Origin of the sequence: Desulfoscipio geothermicus DSM 3669 (assembly GCF_900115975.1) — a bacterium.
Classification (GTDB): Bacteria; Bacillota; Desulfotomaculia; order Desulfotomaculales; family Desulfallaceae; genus Desulfoscipio; species Desulfoscipio geothermicus.
Map to the genome: position 1 here is coordinate 160,879 of NZ_FOYM01000002.1, position 17,846 is coordinate 178,724.

At 49.9% G+C, this 17,846-nt stretch carries 14 protein-coding genes, 1 tRNA gene and 1 riboswitch; of the genes, 11 read left to right on the forward strand and 4 right to left on the reverse strand.

Annotation, left to right across the window (positions count from 1 at the left end):
- The first annotated feature begins 1 nt into the window (after position 1).
- From BM299_RS02270 to BM299_RS02315, 10 genes are all read left to right on the forward strand, one after another.
- Entirely contained in the window at positions 2–892 is an 891-nt protein-coding gene (locus BM299_RS02270; protein ID WP_092481835.1) for an AAA family ATPase, read from the forward strand.
- 147 nt (positions 893–1,039) lie between these two features.
- Positions 1,040–2,758, forward strand: coding sequence for a sigma 54-interacting transcriptional regulator (locus BM299_RS02275; protein WP_245779606.1), 1,719 nt, complete (start codon positions 1,040–1,042; stop codon positions 2,756–2,758).
- A 158-nt stretch (positions 2,759–2,916) separates the two neighbouring features.
- Entirely contained in the window at positions 2,917–3,492 is a 576-nt protein-coding gene (locus BM299_RS02280) for a class I SAM-dependent methyltransferase (protein WP_245779607.1), read from the forward strand.
- Between the two features lie 65 nt (positions 3,493–3,557).
- On the forward strand, positions 3,558–6,983 hold the full coding sequence (locus BM299_RS02285; RefSeq protein WP_092481837.1) for a DNA polymerase III subunit alpha: 3,426 nt from the start codon (positions 3,558–3,560) through the stop codon (positions 6,981–6,983).
- Positions 6,984–7,150: 167 nt separating this feature from the next.
- The gene (gene mtrB / locus BM299_RS02290) at positions 7,151–7,381 is read left to right on the forward strand and encodes a trp RNA-binding attenuation protein MtrB (protein ID WP_092481838.1); all 231 of its coding nucleotides are present in this window, start codon (positions 7,151–7,153) and stop codon (positions 7,379–7,381) included.
- A 200-nt stretch (positions 7,382–7,581) separates the two neighbouring features.
- Positions 7,582–8,544, forward strand: a complete 963-nt coding sequence (gene pfkA / locus BM299_RS02295) for a 6-phosphofructokinase (RefSeq protein ID WP_092481839.1) — start codon at positions 7,582–7,584, stop codon at positions 8,542–8,544.
- A 14-nt stretch (positions 8,545–8,558) separates the two neighbouring features.
- The gene (gene pyk, locus BM299_RS02300) at positions 8,559–10,310 is read left to right on the forward strand and encodes a pyruvate kinase (RefSeq protein WP_092481840.1); all 1,752 of its coding nucleotides are present in this window, start codon (positions 8,559–8,561) and stop codon (positions 10,308–10,310) included.
- An 85-nt stretch (positions 10,311–10,395) separates the two neighbouring features.
- The gene (locus BM299_RS02305) at positions 10,396–11,004 is read left to right on the forward strand and encodes a DedA family protein (RefSeq protein ID WP_092481841.1); all 609 of its coding nucleotides are present in this window, start codon (positions 10,396–10,398) and stop codon (positions 11,002–11,004) included.
- The gene (locus tag BM299_RS02310; protein ID WP_092481842.1) at positions 11,004–11,639 is read left to right on the forward strand and encodes a GDSL-type esterase/lipase family protein; all 636 of its coding nucleotides are present in this window, start codon (positions 11,004–11,006) and stop codon (positions 11,637–11,639) included. The genes BM299_RS02305 and BM299_RS02310 overlap by 1 nt, the downstream gene beginning before the upstream one ends.
- Positions 11,640–11,922: 283 nt before the next feature.
- Positions 11,923–13,518, forward strand: a complete 1,596-nt coding sequence (locus BM299_RS02315) for an acyl--CoA ligase family protein (protein WP_092481843.1) — start codon at positions 11,923–11,925, stop codon at positions 13,516–13,518.
- 78 nt (positions 13,519–13,596) lie between these two features.
- On the opposite strand, the gene BM299_RS02320 is transcribed toward BM299_RS02315, so the two are convergent.
- The 4 genes from BM299_RS02320 to sigK all read right to left on the reverse strand — a co-directional run bounded on the left by BM299_RS02320 (position 13,597) and on the right by sigK (position 16,942).
- A complete protein-coding gene (locus BM299_RS02320; RefSeq protein ID WP_092481844.1) occupies positions 13,597–14,337 on the reverse strand; it encodes a UPF0280 family protein in 741 nt (246 codons plus the stop codon).
- Entirely contained in the window at positions 14,334–14,735 is a 402-nt protein-coding gene (locus tag BM299_RS02325) for an NIL domain-containing protein (protein ID WP_092481845.1), read from the reverse strand. Before BM299_RS02325 ends, BM299_RS02320 begins: the two co-directional genes overlap by 4 nt.
- Before the next feature lie 24 nt (positions 14,736–14,759).
- Positions 14,760–15,956, reverse strand: a complete 1,197-nt coding sequence (locus tag BM299_RS02330) for a homocysteine biosynthesis protein (protein WP_092481846.1) — start codon at positions 15,954–15,956, stop codon at positions 14,760–14,762.
- A gap of 85 nt (positions 15,957–16,041) precedes the next feature.
- A riboswitch (SAM riboswitch) is annotated at positions 16,042–16,155 on the reverse strand.
- 85 nt (positions 16,156–16,240) lie between these two features.
- On the reverse strand, positions 16,241–16,942 hold the full coding sequence (sigK, locus tag BM299_RS02335; protein WP_425429456.1) for an RNA polymerase sporulation sigma factor SigK: 702 nt from the start codon (positions 16,940–16,942) through the stop codon (positions 16,241–16,243).
- Between the two features lie 168 nt (positions 16,943–17,110).
- Here sigK and BM299_RS02340 point away from each other — a divergent pair.
- A tRNA-Pro gene (locus tag BM299_RS02340) sits at positions 17,111–17,188 on the forward strand.
- Positions 17,189–17,846: the final 658 nt, after the last annotated feature.

Genomic DNA, 17,846 nt, shown 5'->3' on the forward strand with positions numbered 1-17,846 from the left:
TATGAAACCGACCGTACCAACCATACCGGAATTACGCGCGGCACTGGAAAAGGAAGGATACATTTGCGAAGAAGAAGTGGTGGTAACCATTTACCTGGCGCTGACCCTGGAAAAACCGCTGCTGGTGGAAGGAGCGCCCGGTGTCGGTAAAACGGAAATTGCCAAAGTGCTGGCCTCCATATTCAATACTGAATTGATCCGCCTGCAGTGTTACGAAGGGTTGGACGAATACAAGGCCCTTTATGAGTGGAATTACCAGCGACAGCTAATCAAGATTCAGATTTCCCGGAACTCCGCAGCGGAAGACCATCTGGAGCGCAATTTATTCAACGAGGAATACTTGTTGGAGCGCCCGCTGCTCCGGGCCATCCGTTCCGAGGATAAAATTGTTCTTTTAATTGATGAAGTTGATAAAGTTGAGGCCGAGTTCGAAGCCTTTTTATTCGAGGTGCTGTCCGACTTCCAGGTATCCATACCCGAATTGGGCACCCTGACGGCAAAGCATGTACCCATCGTAGTGCTTACCAGCAACGGGGAACGGGAATTGTCAGACGGGCTGAAAAGGCGCTGCGTTTACCTGTACATTGATTTTCCGTCTGTGGAAAAAGAAACACGCATCTTACAGGTCAAGGTTCCCCAGGCCGGCACAAGAATAACCGCCCAAATAGCCAACGTGGCCCGTTATATCCGGGCAAACCTGGATTTGCGCAAGAAACCGTCCATTGCCGAAACCATCGACTGGGCCAGGGCGCTGGCCGCACTGGAAGAAAGTTCACTAAATACAGACAATATAAATAAAACTATAAACCTGATTTTGAAAAATAAAGATGACCAGGATGTTTTTAAAAATGAACTGGGAGAAAATCTTAATAAAATTATTGGTAAATATTAAACCTGCTTGTGTATATTTGTGTATAATAGAATACTAATATAATTAAAACAATTTTTATTTTTGCATGCAGGACTTATTTCTTTTTTGTAGAATATTTTAAATTGTCGAACATTAGCGCTCTACCTGCGGTCAAAGGGAGTGATTTAGGTGGCCGTTAAAAGCAACCTGGTTAAAAGCCCGTCGCCTTTGGGTGATGACAGTTTCATTTTTAACAGCATTGCCAACCTGGTGATAGCCGTGGACCACCGGGGGCGAATTACCATATTTAATCGCGCTTGTGAAAAATTGTTTGGTATCACTGCTGAACAGGCCAAAGGCAGGTTAATTTCAGATGTCATTCCCTATACCGGCCTGATTAAAGTATTAAAGACCGGTCAAGCCCATATCGGGCGCAAGTTCGTGCTGGGCAACGCCCTTTACATTACCAACCGCACCCCGATTATCAAGGATAACAGCATCGTGGGCGCCATCGGGGTGGTCCAGGAAATAACAGAGCTGCACCACCTGGCTGAAGAATTGAAACAAGTCACCAAACAAAAGAACGCCCTGGAATCAATATTTGATCATACCCACGAAGGTTACATTTCAATTAACAGCGAGGGGTATATAAACTTTATCAATCAAGCGATGGCGGAACTGCTGGCGATTGCGCCGAAAGATGCTTTGGGCCGGCACATTACCGAGATAGTGCCCGAAACCAAACTTCATTTGATGCCCATTAGCGGCCAGCCGCAGCACAGCGAATTGATGCGTTTCGGCGAGCAAAGTGCGCTGGTCAGCCGTTATCCGGTGGTGAAAAACGGTAAAATAGACGGCTCCATCAGCAAAGTTATATACCAGGACATTGATAGGCTGGCCGCACTGGCCACCAGGCGCAAAACTGTCAAACCCGGTGCGCCGGGCAAGGGCGCCAGCTACACGCTCGATGATATAATAGGTTGCAGCAAAACCATCGGCAGGCTGAAAGAAATTGTGCGGCGGGTGGCCAGAGGGCCGTCCACCGTTTTGATAACGGGTGAAAGCGGTACCGGCAAAGAACTGTTTGCCCACGCCCTGCACGCCCACTCACCCCGCTGCGAAGGGCCGTTTGTCAAGGTTAACTGTGCGGCAGTACCGGAAAATTTACTGGAGTCGGAGTTATTCGGCTACCAGGAGGGCGCGTTTACCGGTGCCAGGAAAGGAGGCCAGATCGGTAAATTTGAACTGGCCCACGGCGGAACCATCTTTCTTGACGAAATAGGAGATATGCCGCTGTATATGCAGGCTAAAATGCTCCGGGTGCTGCAGGAAAAGGAAATTGAAAGGCTGGGCGACAGATACGTCAGGAAAGTGGATGTAAGAGTCATCGCCGCCACCAACAGGGATCTGACTAAATTGACAGAGGAGGGCAAATTCCGCCAGGACCTGTATTATCGCTTAAATGTGGTTAATCTTAATATACCGTCTTTACGGGAGAGAAAAGAAGACATTACAGTTTTAGTAGATCATTTCATTAATAAATTCAACCGCGAATTTAATTTAAACGTACAAAGTTGTAGTACAAAAGTTAACCGGCTGTTTGCTGAATACCACTGGGCTGGCAATGTTCGCGAACTGGAAAACATTATAGAAAGAGCGTTTAACCTGGTGGAAGGAGAAAAGATAGAGCTGGAACACCTGCCACATTACCTGACCAGGCAGGGAACAGACGGCAAAGAGGCAACCGCGGAAAAAACCCTCCCGGCCCTGCTGGAAAACGTGGAAAGGGAAGCCCTGCTGGACGCCCTGGAAAAAACAGGGGGCAATAAGTTGCGGGCAGCTAAACTACTGGGCATATCACGGGCCTGGCTTTATAAAAAAATTAAACAGTATCAGATTGAAACGTAATGCCAATTGTATCCCGGCTTAATTTGCGGTAAAATTCCCCTTGAGAGCAAGGGGAGTTTTTTGTGCCAAAGGTGGTGTGAAAAATATTAGCCTACGAAACCAGGGAGATCACCTTTGACCTGCCCGGGCGGCAATTACACCTGCTGGGGGTCAAGGATGTGGAAAAACTAATAACCGACCCGGCAGACGAAGACAAGGTACCGTGCTGGGCGGAAATATGGCCGGCGGCCCGCGGGCTGTCCAGCTGGGTATGGGACAACCTGGAGTTTAAGGGCGCTCAGTTGCTGGAATTGGGCGCGGGCCTGGGTCTCCCCGGCATAGTGTGCGGGTTGAAAGGGGCCAGGGTAACTTTTTCCGATTTCAACCCGTCCGCCCTGGAACTGGTAAAAAAGAACGCCGCCTGTAACGGACTTACCGACTTTGCCGTTTTCCGGGGTGATTGGCGCGACTTTAATGTAACCCGGCAGTTCCAGTGGGTCATGGGCTCGGACATTTTTTACGATCCCAAACTAAATGTACATTTAATAAACGTAATATCCAGGGCAGCTGCCCCCGGTGGCAATCTTTTAATAGCCCACCCGGGAAGGCCGGCCACCTTCGCGTTCATTGATGAACTGCGCTACCGGCGCCAGCTCAATGAAGCACACCGGGCCGTTATACCGGTGACCATCGATGATCCCTACTTTCCTTATTACGATATATATGTACATCATATCATTTTTGATAATGTTTAATTATTTACGATACACCCTTTGCGCCAATTAGACAGTGCAAATTAAATTCACGGAGGTAATTTATCTTGTTTGTCCATCTCCACGTGCATACCGAATACAGCCTGCTGGACGGGGCGGCCAGAATCAAAGAGGTAGTCAAAACAGCCGCCGAGATGGGCATGCCCGCCCTGGCCATGACCGACCACGGGGTCATGTACGGTATTGTGGATTTTTATAAAGCCTGCCAAAAGCAAAATATTAAACCGGTGCTTGGCTGCGAAGTATACGTGGCCCCGCGCACCAGGCACGACCGGACACCCCGGGTGGACGATAACCTGTACCATCTGGTGTTGCTGGCAGAAAACGAAACGGGCTATCGAAATCTGCTCAAACTCGTTTCTCTGGGCTTCATCGAAGGCTTTTATTATAAGCCCCGGGTGGACAAAGAACTGCTGGCCGCGCATAGCGAAGGGCTCATTGCTTTGAGCGGCTGCATCGCCGGTGAAGTGGCCTCGCATATAATTAAAGACAATCCGGAGCAGGCGGCCAAAAGCGCGGCCGAATACCTGGATATATTCGGCAAAGACAACTATTACCTGGAAATACAGGACCACGGGTTTGATGAACAAAGGGTGGCCAACCGGGGCTTGATTCAGCTGCACCAAAAGGCCGGCATACCGCTGGTGGCCACCAATGACGTGCACTACGTGCTGCGGGAACACGCCGAAATGCAGGATGTGCTGTTGTGCATCCAGACCGGCAAGACCATTGATGACCCCAGGCGAATGAAATTTCAATCCCAGGAACTGTATTTGAAAAGCGAACAGGAAATGGCCGCGCTGTTCGGGGAAGTGCCGGACGCCCTGGAAAACACTTACCGTATCGCTGACCGGTGCCACGTCGAGCTGGAGTTTGGAAAACTGCACCTGCCGGTTTTCAATGTACCGGAAAGGCATACCGTGGACTCTTACTTGCGCGAGTTATGCCTGCAGGGCGTGGAATGGCGCTACGGTGGGATGAGCGAACCGGTGCGGCAAAGGCTGGAATATGAACTGGGCATCATCAAGCAAATGGGTTATTCCGCTTATTTTTTGATCGTCTGGGACTTTATTCACTTTGCCAGACAGGCCGGCATCCCCGTAGGACCCGGGCGAGGCTCGGCGGCGGGCAGCCTGGTGGCTTACGTGCTGGGCATCACCAATTTGGACCCATTGAAATACGACCTGCTGTTTGAAAGGTTTTTGAATCCCGAAAGGGTGTCTATGCCCGATATCGATATTGACTTTTGCTTTGAAAGGCGCGGCGAAGTCATTGAGTACGTGACCGGGAAATACGGCGCCGACCGGGTGGCCCAGATCGCCACCTTCGGCACCATGGCCGCCAAGGCGGCCATCCGGGACGTGGGCCGGGCGCTGGGCATGACTTACGGGGACGTGGACCGAATTGCCAAGCTGGTGCCCAATGATTTGAAAATCACCATTGAAAAGGCGCTACAGGACTCCCCGGAACTGGCCCAGGCATACCGGGAAGACAGCCAGGTGCAAAAACTCATCGACATGGCCGCCCTGCTGGAGGGTATGCCCCGACACGCCTCCACCCACGCCGCCGGGGTGGTGATTACCCGGCAGCCGTTGACCCATTATCTTCCATTATATAAAGCCGCCGACGGCCCGCTGACCACCCAGTTCGCCAAGGATCAGGCCGAAGAACTGGGCCTGTTGAAAATGGATTTGCTTGGTCTGCGCACTCTAACGGTAATCGCCGATGCCATTGGAATGATCCGGGAAAACAGGGGTGTCGACATTAACATTGAAGAGATTCCCCTGGAAGACCCCAAAACATTTGAACTACTGGGCCGCGGCGAAGGAGTGGGCGTATTCCAACTGGAAAGCAGCGGCATGCGGGCCATCCTGCGCGAGTTAAAGCCCGAAGTTTTTGAAGACATTGTCGCCCTGGTGGCGCTGTACCGCCCCGGGCCGCTGGGCAGCGGCATGGTGGAGGACTTTATTAAAAGGAAGCACGGGGAAAAAAGGGTTGAATACCTGCACCCGAAGCTGGAGCCCATTCTCAAGGATACCTACGGCGTTATTCTCTACCAGGAGCAGGTCATGCGCATCGCCAGCGACCTGGCGGGATTTACCCTGGGCGAAGCGGACCTGATGCGCCGGGCCATGGGCAAGAAAAAACCGGAAATTCTCGCCAACCTGCGGGTGCAGTTCATGGAGGGTGCGGAGAAAAACGAGGTCGACCCGGAAATTGCCGGCCAGGTATTTGATTTAATCGAATACTTTGCGGGTTATGGTTTCAATAAAAGCCACTCAGCAGCTTACGCCCTGGTTTCTTACCAGACGGCTTATTTAAAGGCCAACTACCCGGTGGAGTTCATGGCAGCGCTGTTGACCTCGATCAGGGACAACACCGACAAGGTATCTTTCTATATCGAGGAATGCCGGCGCATGAAAATTGACGTACTGCCTCCGGACGTTAATGCCAGCGGCACGGACTTTACGGTGGACGGTGATAAAATACGTTTTGGTTTGGCCGCCATTAAAAATGTGGGCCTGAATGCAGTAAAGGCCATCATTGAAACCAAGGAAAAAAGCGGCCCCTACAAATCCTTTGCCGATTTTTGCCAGCGGCTGGACACCAAAGTAATCAACCGCCGGGTACTGGAAAATTTGATTAAAAGCGGCGCTCTCGATTCCCTGGGGCATAATCGCTCCCAGATGATGGCCGCCATAGACGCCGGGCTGGGACTGGCCCAGTTGACCAAGCAGGACCAGAAGAACGGGCAGCTGTCATTGCTGGACTTCTGGGGCGATGAAGTTAAAGACACCTTATCATTGGACATGCCCGATCTCAAGGAATTCTCCCCCGGGGAATTACTGGCACTGGAAAAGGAGGCCCTGGGCTTATATGTCAGCGGGCACCCCCTTTCCGAATACCGTGAAGCCATCATGCGCCAGGCCACACACCAAGTAGCCGGCCTGACGGAGTTGGAAGAACGATCAGAAGTGGTGGTGGGAGGCCTGTTAACCATGGTCAAGAAAATCGTCACCAAGCGGGGGGACAGCATGGCCTTCGCCAACCTGGAGGATCTGACCGGCACGGTGGAACTGGTGGTTTTCCCCCGTACTTACCAGCAGTACGCCGCCCTGCTCAAAGTGGACAACCCGGTAATAGTCAAAGGGGTTGCCGAGCAAAAGGACGAACAAGTTAAAATCATTATCAATGCCTTAGAGCCGCTAATTTTACAAAGGACCGGAGAATTATACATTAAAATGGAGGACACATCGCCGGAGATCCTCTCCAAAATACAAATGGTTTTATGCTCATTCCACGGTGAATGCCCGGTTTATCTTTATTTCCCGCGGGAAAAAAAGCTGGCCCGGGCCGACCGCCGTTTCTGGGTCAACCTGGATTCCGGAGTGCTGGAGGAACTCACCGCCCTACTGGGCCCGGACCGGGTCAAGATCAAGGAACAACCGGCAGCCCCCACCTGTTCTGCATAAAACCCCGGCAGGACAACCGCTGGGACCGTTTGTTCCCCGCAATCAATGTATCTTCGCCGGCGCAGCGGAAACAACGGTCCAGCAATTCATAAGCTGCCAGCTTGTCAAACCCGCTCCCTTGTGTTATGATGACTGCTAGAAAAAGGTAACTACTACGAGGTGAAAGCATGGCAGAATTTAATGAAGTCAGCGGGGAATATGTCGTAATCAAGGCCCTGGAAAACGGGGTCACCATTATCGGGCTGACCCGGGGACGCGATACGAAATTCCATCATTCCGAAAAACTGGACAAGGGTGAAGTGATGATTGCGCAATTCACCCAGCATACTTCAGCCATCAAAATACGCGGCCGGGCGGAAATAATGTCCAAGCACGGCACGGTTAGAACCGACGAGTGACTGAACATATTTCATCCAGAGCAAGCGCTCTGGATATATTTCTTTATTTACCAAAATATCTTTATGCAAAGCTCACTGGATATTAAACACCGCTACCAGAAAAAATAATTGCATATTTAAGTCGTTACGGCAAAATAGGTAACTATCCTATGCACAACAAGACTAACATTCCGATTAATGCATAAAAGGGGGAGCATATGATGCAGCGCATTGCCGTTTTAACCAGTGGCGGTGATTCACCGGGTATGAACGCGGCCATCCGGGCGGTGGTCAGGAAGGCTATCTACCATGGTCTGGAAGTAATCGGCATCCAGAGGGGATACAGCGGTTTCATCGAGGCCGACATGGGCCCGATGAACCTCGGCTCGGTGGCCGATATAGTCCACCGGGGCGGTACCGTCCTGCGCACAGCCCGGTCGGAAGAATTCAAAACGCCCGAGGGCAGGTCCAAAGCCTTTGCCAATGTCCAGCGCTTCGGTATCCAGGGCCTGGTGGTTATCGGCGGCGACGGCTCATTCAAGGGAGCGGAGGTTTTTAACCGGGAATACAATTTACCGGTCATCGGCGTGCCGGGTACCATAGATAACGATATCACAGGCACTGAATTTTCCATCGGCTTTGACACCGCAATCAATACCGTGGTGGAAGCAATCAACAAGATTCGAGATACCGCCACCTCACACGAAAGAACTTTCATTCTGGAAGTTATGGGACGCGAAAGCGGATACATCGCTTTAATGGCGGGCCTGGCAGGCGGGGCCGAATCCATACTGATCCCGGAACTCCGGCAAAGCATCGAAGAAGTATGTGATAAACTCAAGCGCGGATACAAGAGAGGCAAGCTGCACAGCATTATCATCGTAGCTGAAGGAGCAGCCAGTGGTTTGGAGGTGGGCAAGCAAATCAGGGAGATGACAGGACTGGAAACCAAGGTCACTATTTTGGGCCACCTGCAGCGCGGGGGCACGCCCACCGCCTTTGACCGCATCTTGGCCAGCCAGATGGGCGCCAAAGCCGTGGAACTATTGATGGAAGGCTGTCGCAATCACATGGTGGGAATGGTGGCGGGCAAGGTTGTTGCGTCCCCCCTTGAGGCGGCTTTCCATGGCAAAAGACCCATCGACCTGGAAATATATAACCTGGCTAATATACTATCCATTTGAGGGAGGGATAACTTTTGCGGCGCACCAAAATAGTATGTACCATTGGGCCGGCCAGCGAATCGGTAGATATACTGGAAAAAATGATACAGGCCGGCATGAATGTGGCAAGGCTAAACTTTTCGCACGGCTCCCATGACGATCACGCCCGGCGCTTGGCGGCTATCCGCCGGGCAGCCAAAAATACAGGTAAAAATATAGCTGTTTTACTGGACACAAAAGGTCCTGAGATACGACTGGGCTATCTGGAAAAGGAACCCGTCCGGCTCAATGCCGGCTCCGTGGTAAGTCTAACCACGGAAAATATCAAGGGCAACGAAAAAATATTGCCGGTGACTTACCAGGGCCTGCCGGATGACGTCAAACCGGGCGATAGAATATTAATATCCGACGGGTTAATCGCCTTGCGGGTGCAAAAAGTGGAGGGCCGGAGAATTGACTGTTTGGTGGAAAACGGGGGCGAGATAACCAGCCAAAAAGGTGTGAACGTACCCGGTGTTTTTGTAAAAATGCCGGCGATTACCGAACAGGACGAACGCGATATTATTTTCGGCGTGGAACACGATTTTGATTTTATCGCCGCTTCTTTTGTGCGTACGGCAAACGATGTGCTGACCATCCGTAAAATTATCGAAGACAACAACGGTCACATTAATATCATTTCCAAAATAGAAAACCAAGAATCGGTTAAGAACCTGGATGAAATCATAAAGGTATCGGAAGGCATAATGGTGGCCCGGGGCGACCTGGGCGTGGAAATTCCTCCCGAAGAGGTGCCGCTGATCCAAAAAACCATCATTGAAAAATGCGTACAGGTAGGGAAACCGGTGATCACCGCCACCCAGATGCTGGAGTCGATGATTCACAATCCCCGCCCCACCAGGGCCGAGGCCAGCGACGTGGCCAACGCCATCCTGGACGGGACGGACGCTATTATGCTTTCGGGAGAAACAGCCGCCGGCAAATACCCGGTACAGTCGGTGGAAACCATGGCCCGTATTGCCGCCCACGCTGAATCGGCCATCAAGTATGAAGAAGTACTGAAAAACAAGCGCCGGGTCCTATCCAGAACGGTTACCGACGCCATCAGCCACGCCACTGTTTCCACCGCCCAGGATCTGGGGGCGGCGGCAATCATTACTTCAACGGAATCCGGATATACAGCCCAAATGGTCAGTAAGTACAGGCCCCGGGCCCCCATCATCGCCGTTACACCTCACTACCGCGTGTTACGCAAACTGGCTCTGGTGTGGGGCGTACACCCCCTGCCGGTGGCCCATACCCGGGACACCGACAGCATGATCGAGGCGGCGGTGCAGGTATCTCTGGCAGCCGGACTGATCAAACCCGGCAACTTGATAGTAATTACCGCCGGCGTGCCCGTGGGTGTACACGGGACCACCAACCTGATCAAGGTACATACTGTAGCCGATATTCTGGCCAGGGGCACCGGTATCGGCAACCGGGCGGTGACCGGTAAGGTTTGTATAGCCACCGACCCTCGGGATGCCAAGGATAAAATCCAGGATGGCGATATACTGGTCACTTACGATACTGATCGCGATTTTATACCGGCCATTGAAAAAGCCGCAGCGATCGTTACCGAAACCGGTGGCTTGACCTCACACGCCGCCATTGTGGGCTTGGAATACGGCATACCCGTTGTCGTGGGGGTGGAGAATGCCACGTCCTTAATTCCGGACGGGGATTTCGTCACCGTTGACGGCCAGCGGGGACTGGTCTACAAGGGCATAGCCAAAGTCCTGTAAAATTACCCGTTTAAGGTATCGGGCATTGAATTGTGAAAAAATGGCCTCCTCGCAGGATATGCTATGGGGGGAGGCGATTTTTCACATGCAGGATTTTTTGGCAAATTACCTTGACACGCTGGGATTGGGCGGCCTGCTCGGCGGGTTGATAATCGAAGCGCTGGGACTGCCCTTTCCCGGCGGAGTGATGATTATGTTTTCCGGCTTTTTGGTCAACCAGCACCAGCTGAACTTTTACAGCGTTTTCCTGGTTGCCGTGCTGGGTTTCAATATAGGAGCCGTTCTGGCCTTTGCCATCGGTCGTTACGTTGGGGACCCCGTGTTTGATCGCTACGGTAAATTTTTGCGCATAGACCGGCGTAAAATGGAACAGGCCCGCGACTGGATGGAAAAATCAGCAGCCGTATTTATCATCATCGGCCGGTTTGTACCTATGGTCAGCAACTTAACCCCGTATATGGCCGGGGCCAGCGGCCTCAAATGGTACCATTTTTTATTTTATAATTTTATTTTTACCATTATCTGGGTTTCAATGAATGTTTCCGTGGGTATGCTGTTCGGGCACAACTGGCCTTTAATAGCAGGTTACTTCAAGAACCAGGTGCCCCTGGCGGCCCTGGCTTTGCTGCTGCTGTACCTGGTTGTCAAATACCTGGTCAGACAACTGCACGCATTGAGGAGTGAAAAAATTTAATGACAACTCCAATACAAACAAATCACAAAATAATCTGCTTGGGCGACAGCATTACTTTCGGTTATCCTTTCGGACCCGCATTTTCCTGGATCAACCGGCTGCGCAGCCAGGGTCTGAACCTGGTTAACCGGGGCATGAACGGCGATACCACCAATGATATGCTGCGCCGTTTCAGCAGGGATGTGCTGGCGTCGGCCCCCACCCATGTGCATATTCTGGGCGGAACCAATGATGCCTGGCTTGCATTTGACCCTGAAGAATCGCAGCACAGCATATGCAATATGGTCGAACTGAGCCTGGAACACGGCATAAAACCCGTTCTCGGCCTGACAACGCCAATTTGCTCAAACCCGTTGGCAGGCAATTCCTTTTTTCCGTTTGGCACAGACAAGATCAAGGTCTGGTTGTCCCGTTTCCGGAAATGGCTGAAAGATTACACCGCACTGCATGATATTCCATTGATTGACTATTACACACCGCTCTGCCTGCCGGGAACCGAGGAAGGCGAGGCCAGGTATTTTTATGATGAAGGTCATCTTAATCACGATGGGAACGCGATGATGGCAGTGGTGGCGGCGAAATCCTTTAAAGACTTATTAACCACTGAAGAGCAGTCACTATTTTTTACACTATAGTAAATGATGATTTACACTAACTGATCGAATACCGGAACAATCAACCGTTTAGCTTTAAAAACATACCATTTACACTGGAAATTTTACCACGCGGCCTTGTTTTTTAAAAAAGTTGCACAATTTTTGCAATTATAAATATTACATCACACCCACTCCGGGGAGGTGGCAAATAGAACCAAAACCTCTTCCAACGCCCTGAAAGAATTGCATACAAACATCTGGCAACGGCGCCAGCAACAACTTATTTTATCCTTAAAAAATAATGATGCCAAGGAGGGACCATATGCGCCAGACCAACTATGAACCATTGTCACCCTTAAGCTTCCTGGAGAGAAGTGCTTTTGTTTACCCCGAAAAAAAGGCTGTAATTTATAATGACTTTACAGCAACCTATGCTGAATTTAAACAGCGCGTGGAAAAGTTCGCCACTGCTTTAAAGCAGCAGGGAATCAGCAAGGACGACAAGGTGGCGTTCCTGTGCCCCAACCTCCCGCCGCTGCTGGAAGCTCATTATGCCGTGCCCCTTGTGGGCGGTGTGCTGGTCAGCATCAATATCAGGTTGTCCTCCCAGGAAGTCGCTTACATCCTGCAGCATTCCGAAAGCAAGATGCTTTTCATCGATACTGAATTTGCCGGCGTGATCAAGCCTATCCTCGATGAAATCAAAGACATAAAAATTGTGAACATCTGTGACGTACAGCCCAAGGCTTTCGACGGTCCCGATTATGAAGAATTCATATCCGTGGAGCCGGAAGAATTTTTCTTCGGAGTGGAAGACGAACTACAGCCTATAACTTTAAATTACACCAGCGGCACCACCGGCAAACCCAAGGGCGTTTTATACACTCACCGGGGCGCCTACTTGAATGCCCTGGGCGAAATACTGGAGTTCGGCTGTAACTCATCGACAACTTACCTGTGGACACTGCCCATGTTCCACTGCAACGGTTGGTGCTTTACCTGGGGTATCACCGCCGCCGGCGGTACCCACGTTTGCCTGAGAAAAGTGGTGCCCGAAGAAATTTACCGGCAAATTGAAATACAAGAAGTATCCCACCTGTGCGCCGCACCCATTGTGCTCATCGGCATGGCCAATTACAAGGGCATAGGGGAAGTAAAAATGAAAAGGCATCTGAATATCATGACCGCCGGGGCGCCGCCTTCCCCCACGGTAATTAAAAATATGGAGGCCGTTGGGTGCACGGTTACACAAACATATGGTCTGACTGAAGTGTATGGTCCGCACAGTATATGCGAGTGGAAACCGAAATGGAATGAACTGGAAGTGGAAGAGCGGGCCCGGATCAAGGCCCGGCAGGGCGTCCCGTATATAACCTCCGTGTACATGGATGTAGTCAACCCCGCCACCATGGAACCGGTGCCGCACGACGGAACAACCATAGGTGAAATTGTCATGCGGGGCAATAACGTCATGGCCGGCTATTACAAACAACCGGAAGAAACGGAGCAAGCCTTTCGCGGCGGTTGGTTCCACAGCGGCGACCTGGCCGTCACCCATCCCAACGGTTATGTTGAAATCAAGGACCGGATGAAAGATATCATCATCAGCGGCGGTGAAAATATTTCCACCGTGGAAGTGGAAAATGTTATTTACCAGCATCCGGATGTCCTGGAAGTGGCTGTGGTGGCCATTCCCCACGAAAAGTGGGGTGAAGTGCCCAAGGCCTTTATATATCTTAAAGAAGGGGCCAACCCGACAAAGGAAGAAATAATCGAATTTTGCCGGGAACGCATTGCCCGGTTCAAGGTACCCAAGGAAATTGAATTCGGCGAGTTGCCCAAAACATCAACCGGCAAGATTATGAAATACAAGCTCCGGTCCAAAGAGTGGGAAGGCCGGGAGAAAAACGTAAACTAATCAGTTTAAAAAGGGGACAGGCTACTTTTCATGGAAATCATATCCAAGTCAAGTAGCCTGTCTTATTAGCTCCCGCTTTTACATGGGCGCCAACTTAATGTTGCCGGCGGCGGCCAATTTGTCATTTTTAATGGCCACCGCCCCAATAATGGATTTAATCCCCAGGGCAAAATCCACCGCCGCCTGCAGGTCATCCTCTTCCTGCACCAGGTTGCCCGCCGCCGTGGCCACGGCATCGGCCAAAGCCGCCGACGGAGCCAGCACAACCACTGCATCCGCCCGGCCCAGGCTGAGCGAATGCCCTACAGTACCGGATGATGTGCAGACACCCAGCGGAGTCTGGTGCGGCTGAATTTCCAGGGCCAGGCGGTTGGTAAAGGGGGAGGGGCCGGCAAAAACACCAATCTTGCGCATCCGCTCCGATCGAATATAGATATCCCCACCGTTTTCCACGATCACTTCCCTGGACCGTTTAACCAGATATCCACCAACGTATTGCGCTATAGTACCCGCCACCGCTGACATAGGCCCGATACCGGCCCTGGTGGCGGCATCGGCCATGAGTTTTACTATCTCCGGTGCACCGGGGACAGGCTTGTATGGTTTCAGCGTTTTAACAAATGTAACGTCGCAGGCTATATATTGCTCAAGCTGCGACCTTACGCTCATCACTTGCCGCCTGGTGCCGGCTACCAGTTCGGGGGTCAGCTTGCTGCGCAACACACCTATGTCCAGGTCGGTTTCTTTAATTAAAACCTGAAAGAAGGCCAGGTCTTCCTGCCTATGCAGAAGCCTGTATGTGCGTTCAATATATTTCAAAAACGAACCTCCATAGCCCGCATGGGGCAAGCTTTAACACAAAGATGGCATATAACGCAACGATCGCTGTCAAATCGCACCGTCATATCAGGCCGGTCGATATATAGTGCCCCGGACGGGCAGATGTCTGTACACGCCCCGCAGCTGACGCATTTTTCTTCGTTTTGTGTTATTTCCTCGGTGAGGGACTGTACCCTGACGCCCAACTGACGCAGGTAATCTATACCCCGGTCGGCTTTTTCCCCGGCGATATCCAGTACCATGGTTCCTTCTTTCTGCGGGTTGACATTGGCCTTTAATATATTAATTACCAAATCATAATCTTTTACCAATTTATATATTACGGGTTTGTCAGCTATATCAGCACCGAAACGCAGTACTACTTTTTTGGTGGACATTTTTTCACGCTCCCTTTCCGCAAATTAACCTTTTAAAGCGTTGGCCTTAATTCCCGCTTCGGCATTGGGTAAAAGCTGCACCGGTTCACCCAGCAGAAAATCACCCTTTTGAATCCACTGTTTCAAAGTACCGGCAATTTCCCGGGCGCGCGGGTAGCTGGAAACCGGAGCAGTGGGTACTTCCTTGCCGTTAACCTTGATTTTACCGCTCTTTAACTCGGCGTAACTGACAAATCCAAGGTTGTTGGACTTGAGATTGGGAAAATCATCGCTGTAATCCATAATGGGAGCGTATAGTTCATCATCCCCAACGGCGGCAAAGCGGCAGATATCTTCGTTAAGCACCGGGATGGGAATGCCGATGCCCACCGTCAAGGTAGCCCCGTAACCAATCATACTGGTACCCACCAACCAGCGCGGGCTCATTTGTTTTAGATCACCCAGCACGGAAAGGGTAGCGCCGGCGTAACCGTAATCATTACCATCTTCAACCAGGTTACGCCCCGGAAAATGCTGAGTGCCGTTCCAGACTACGTAACCAATACCGCCACCAAGGAAAATGCGCGTTCCTACCCCTATGGTTCTGAATTGTGGGTCTTTCAGCAGCGGGCTGAGCTGTCCAGCGGTAGAGTAGTGCGCGTTGCCCAAATTGGCTTTCAATACTCCCAGATAGGTATATATGGTTTTAGTACTCAAGTTAACGGCACAGTTATAATTCTGGTATGCGTTGCGCGGGTTGAACAAAATCGCCTCGTTGATATCGTCAAGGGTGATTTCGGTTTCAATTTCTTTCCTGGGGTAACAATCAGTGCCGTAGCCGGTGGCTTTTAATACCACTTTTTTTCGGGCTACCAGATCCTGAATAACATGTCCTCCGCCGTACCGAAATTTACCAGGGTGCTGGCTGTTCAGCGGGTCATCTTCGGGCACCTCGGTAGCTCCGATATAAGCATCAACCGCTGCTATACCGGTATAAGCAGCAACATTGTTAAGCCATACTTTATGCATTTTTATCCTGGGCCTGGAGTGCCCAAAATTCAAAAACGCGCCGGAAGAGCACATGGGGCCGAATGTTCCCGTTGTGACCACGTCAACTTCAGATGCGACCCGTGTGACACCCTTTTCCTTGACCATGGAAACCAGTTCCTCTGCGGTAACCACCACGGCCTTCCCTGCTTTGATTCTTTCATTGATTTCCTGAAATGTTTTTTCCACTGCCATCAGCACACCTCCACAAATTTGTGCTCCGCTCCGACAAAATTTAAACCTCTTCCACAGCAGAAGAGGCTTTGCAAACAGCTACAACCTCTTATCTGTCAGAAGATTAATCTCCTGCAGGAATTAGCACCATACTTTATCATAAGATAAAGCTGGTTGCCGGGTTTCATTGGGCCAGTCCCTCCACCACTCCGGATAAGAGCACTTTGTTTATTTTGTTATTTTGTCTTGCTTAGTTTATCAATTAAACCAATAAGTTGTCAATATAAAAATTTTTGTAATATATTTTAAGCCTCTGCCAAAAATTGTTCCGTCAGTCGATCAATTGCCCTTTTTTCTATTCTACTTACATAAGAACGGGATATGCCCAGCTTTTTGGCAATTTCCTTTTGGGTTTTACGTCCTTTTCCCCGTAATCCGAACCGCAGGACCAGTACTTTTTTCTCATGAGGGGGGAGTTTATTCAGCTTGTGCCATAATTGTTCCTTGTCCAGGTTGCGGGAGACCATCTCGGCCACAGCTTCCGCATCAGTGCTCAACACATCCATAAAATGAATTTCGTTACCTTCTTTGTCCGTACCGATTGGTTCATACAAAGACATTTCCGAGCGCATTTTTTTCTTGGAACGCATATACATTAATATCTCGTTTTCAATGCACCGGGATGCGTAAGTAGCCAACCTCGAAGACTTTTCCACATTAAAAGTGTTCACTGCTTTTATTAACCCGATGGTGCCAATGGAAATCAAGTCGTCAAAATCATCCCCGCTTCCTTCAAATTTTTTGATAATATGGGCAACGAGCCTGAGATTCCTCTCAATTAAAATATCCTTGGCCTCACCATCCCCTTGCGCCAGTTTTTCCAGATAATACTGCTCTTCTTCCTCGGAGAGCGGTTTGGGAAAACTGTTTTGGGCCACGTATGAAATGAGCAGCATAATCCCCTGAATTACCGACGCCACTGCCAGAGTCCAGAAACCGGGCAACACACATTCCCCCTTTTATGCTGTAGATTATATATCTTATGAAGAATCGAAAGCATGTGTGCCTGTACCGGTTAAAAATTATGTCGCCCACAATATTCCTGGCTAATTACCCTTGACTTTCAATAACACAAATTATATAATAGTTTTTGCAATCGCGAAAGCGAATAAGTTCGGGGCGTAGCTCAGTTTGGCTAGAGCGCTACCTTGGGGTGGTAGAGGTCGCACGTTCAAGTCGTGTCGCTCCGACCAATTCTTCACTTTTCAAAACCCGTGGATCCTTGAAAATCAAGGACTTGCGGGTTTTTAACATTTTGCGGGAAAGGATCAAATAGCCTTGTTTTATTATTATTGTGCCATAATAATACTATAATAAAAAATTCCCTTCCAGATTTAATAAAGGTTGTTGTATCATGTGCTATTTGGGAACAGTCACATGATTTACCCTGTTTCAAATTGGAACTATTGTCATTAATTAAATCTATTTATTATTGATACGGGGTTAATTCTTAAACCCTACAGGGAGGATTTGTATTAATAATTTGGGTACCATTTATATTAATATTCATAATGAGCCTGTTCGAAAAGCCGTCTCTATCATGAAAAATAAAGAAATAATTACCAAAAATACCATGGCTATTTTGACAAAAATCATGTCTATTTATGCTAAACAATATTATCACGTAAATTGCGCTTAAAATTGGACAGAGATATCCTGTGGATTGTGGATAATGTTTTTTCAGGTATGAATTTAGTTTTATACACCAACCGGGTGTGTAAAACTATTGATTCGCATTTTATTCAAAAACTCATCCCGTTCCTTTGGAATAACGGTAGCACGCATATGTTTTATCATCAGCTTAATTAGTCTAAAGATGTCCGTCATTACAGTAAATATCTGCACCCTGGG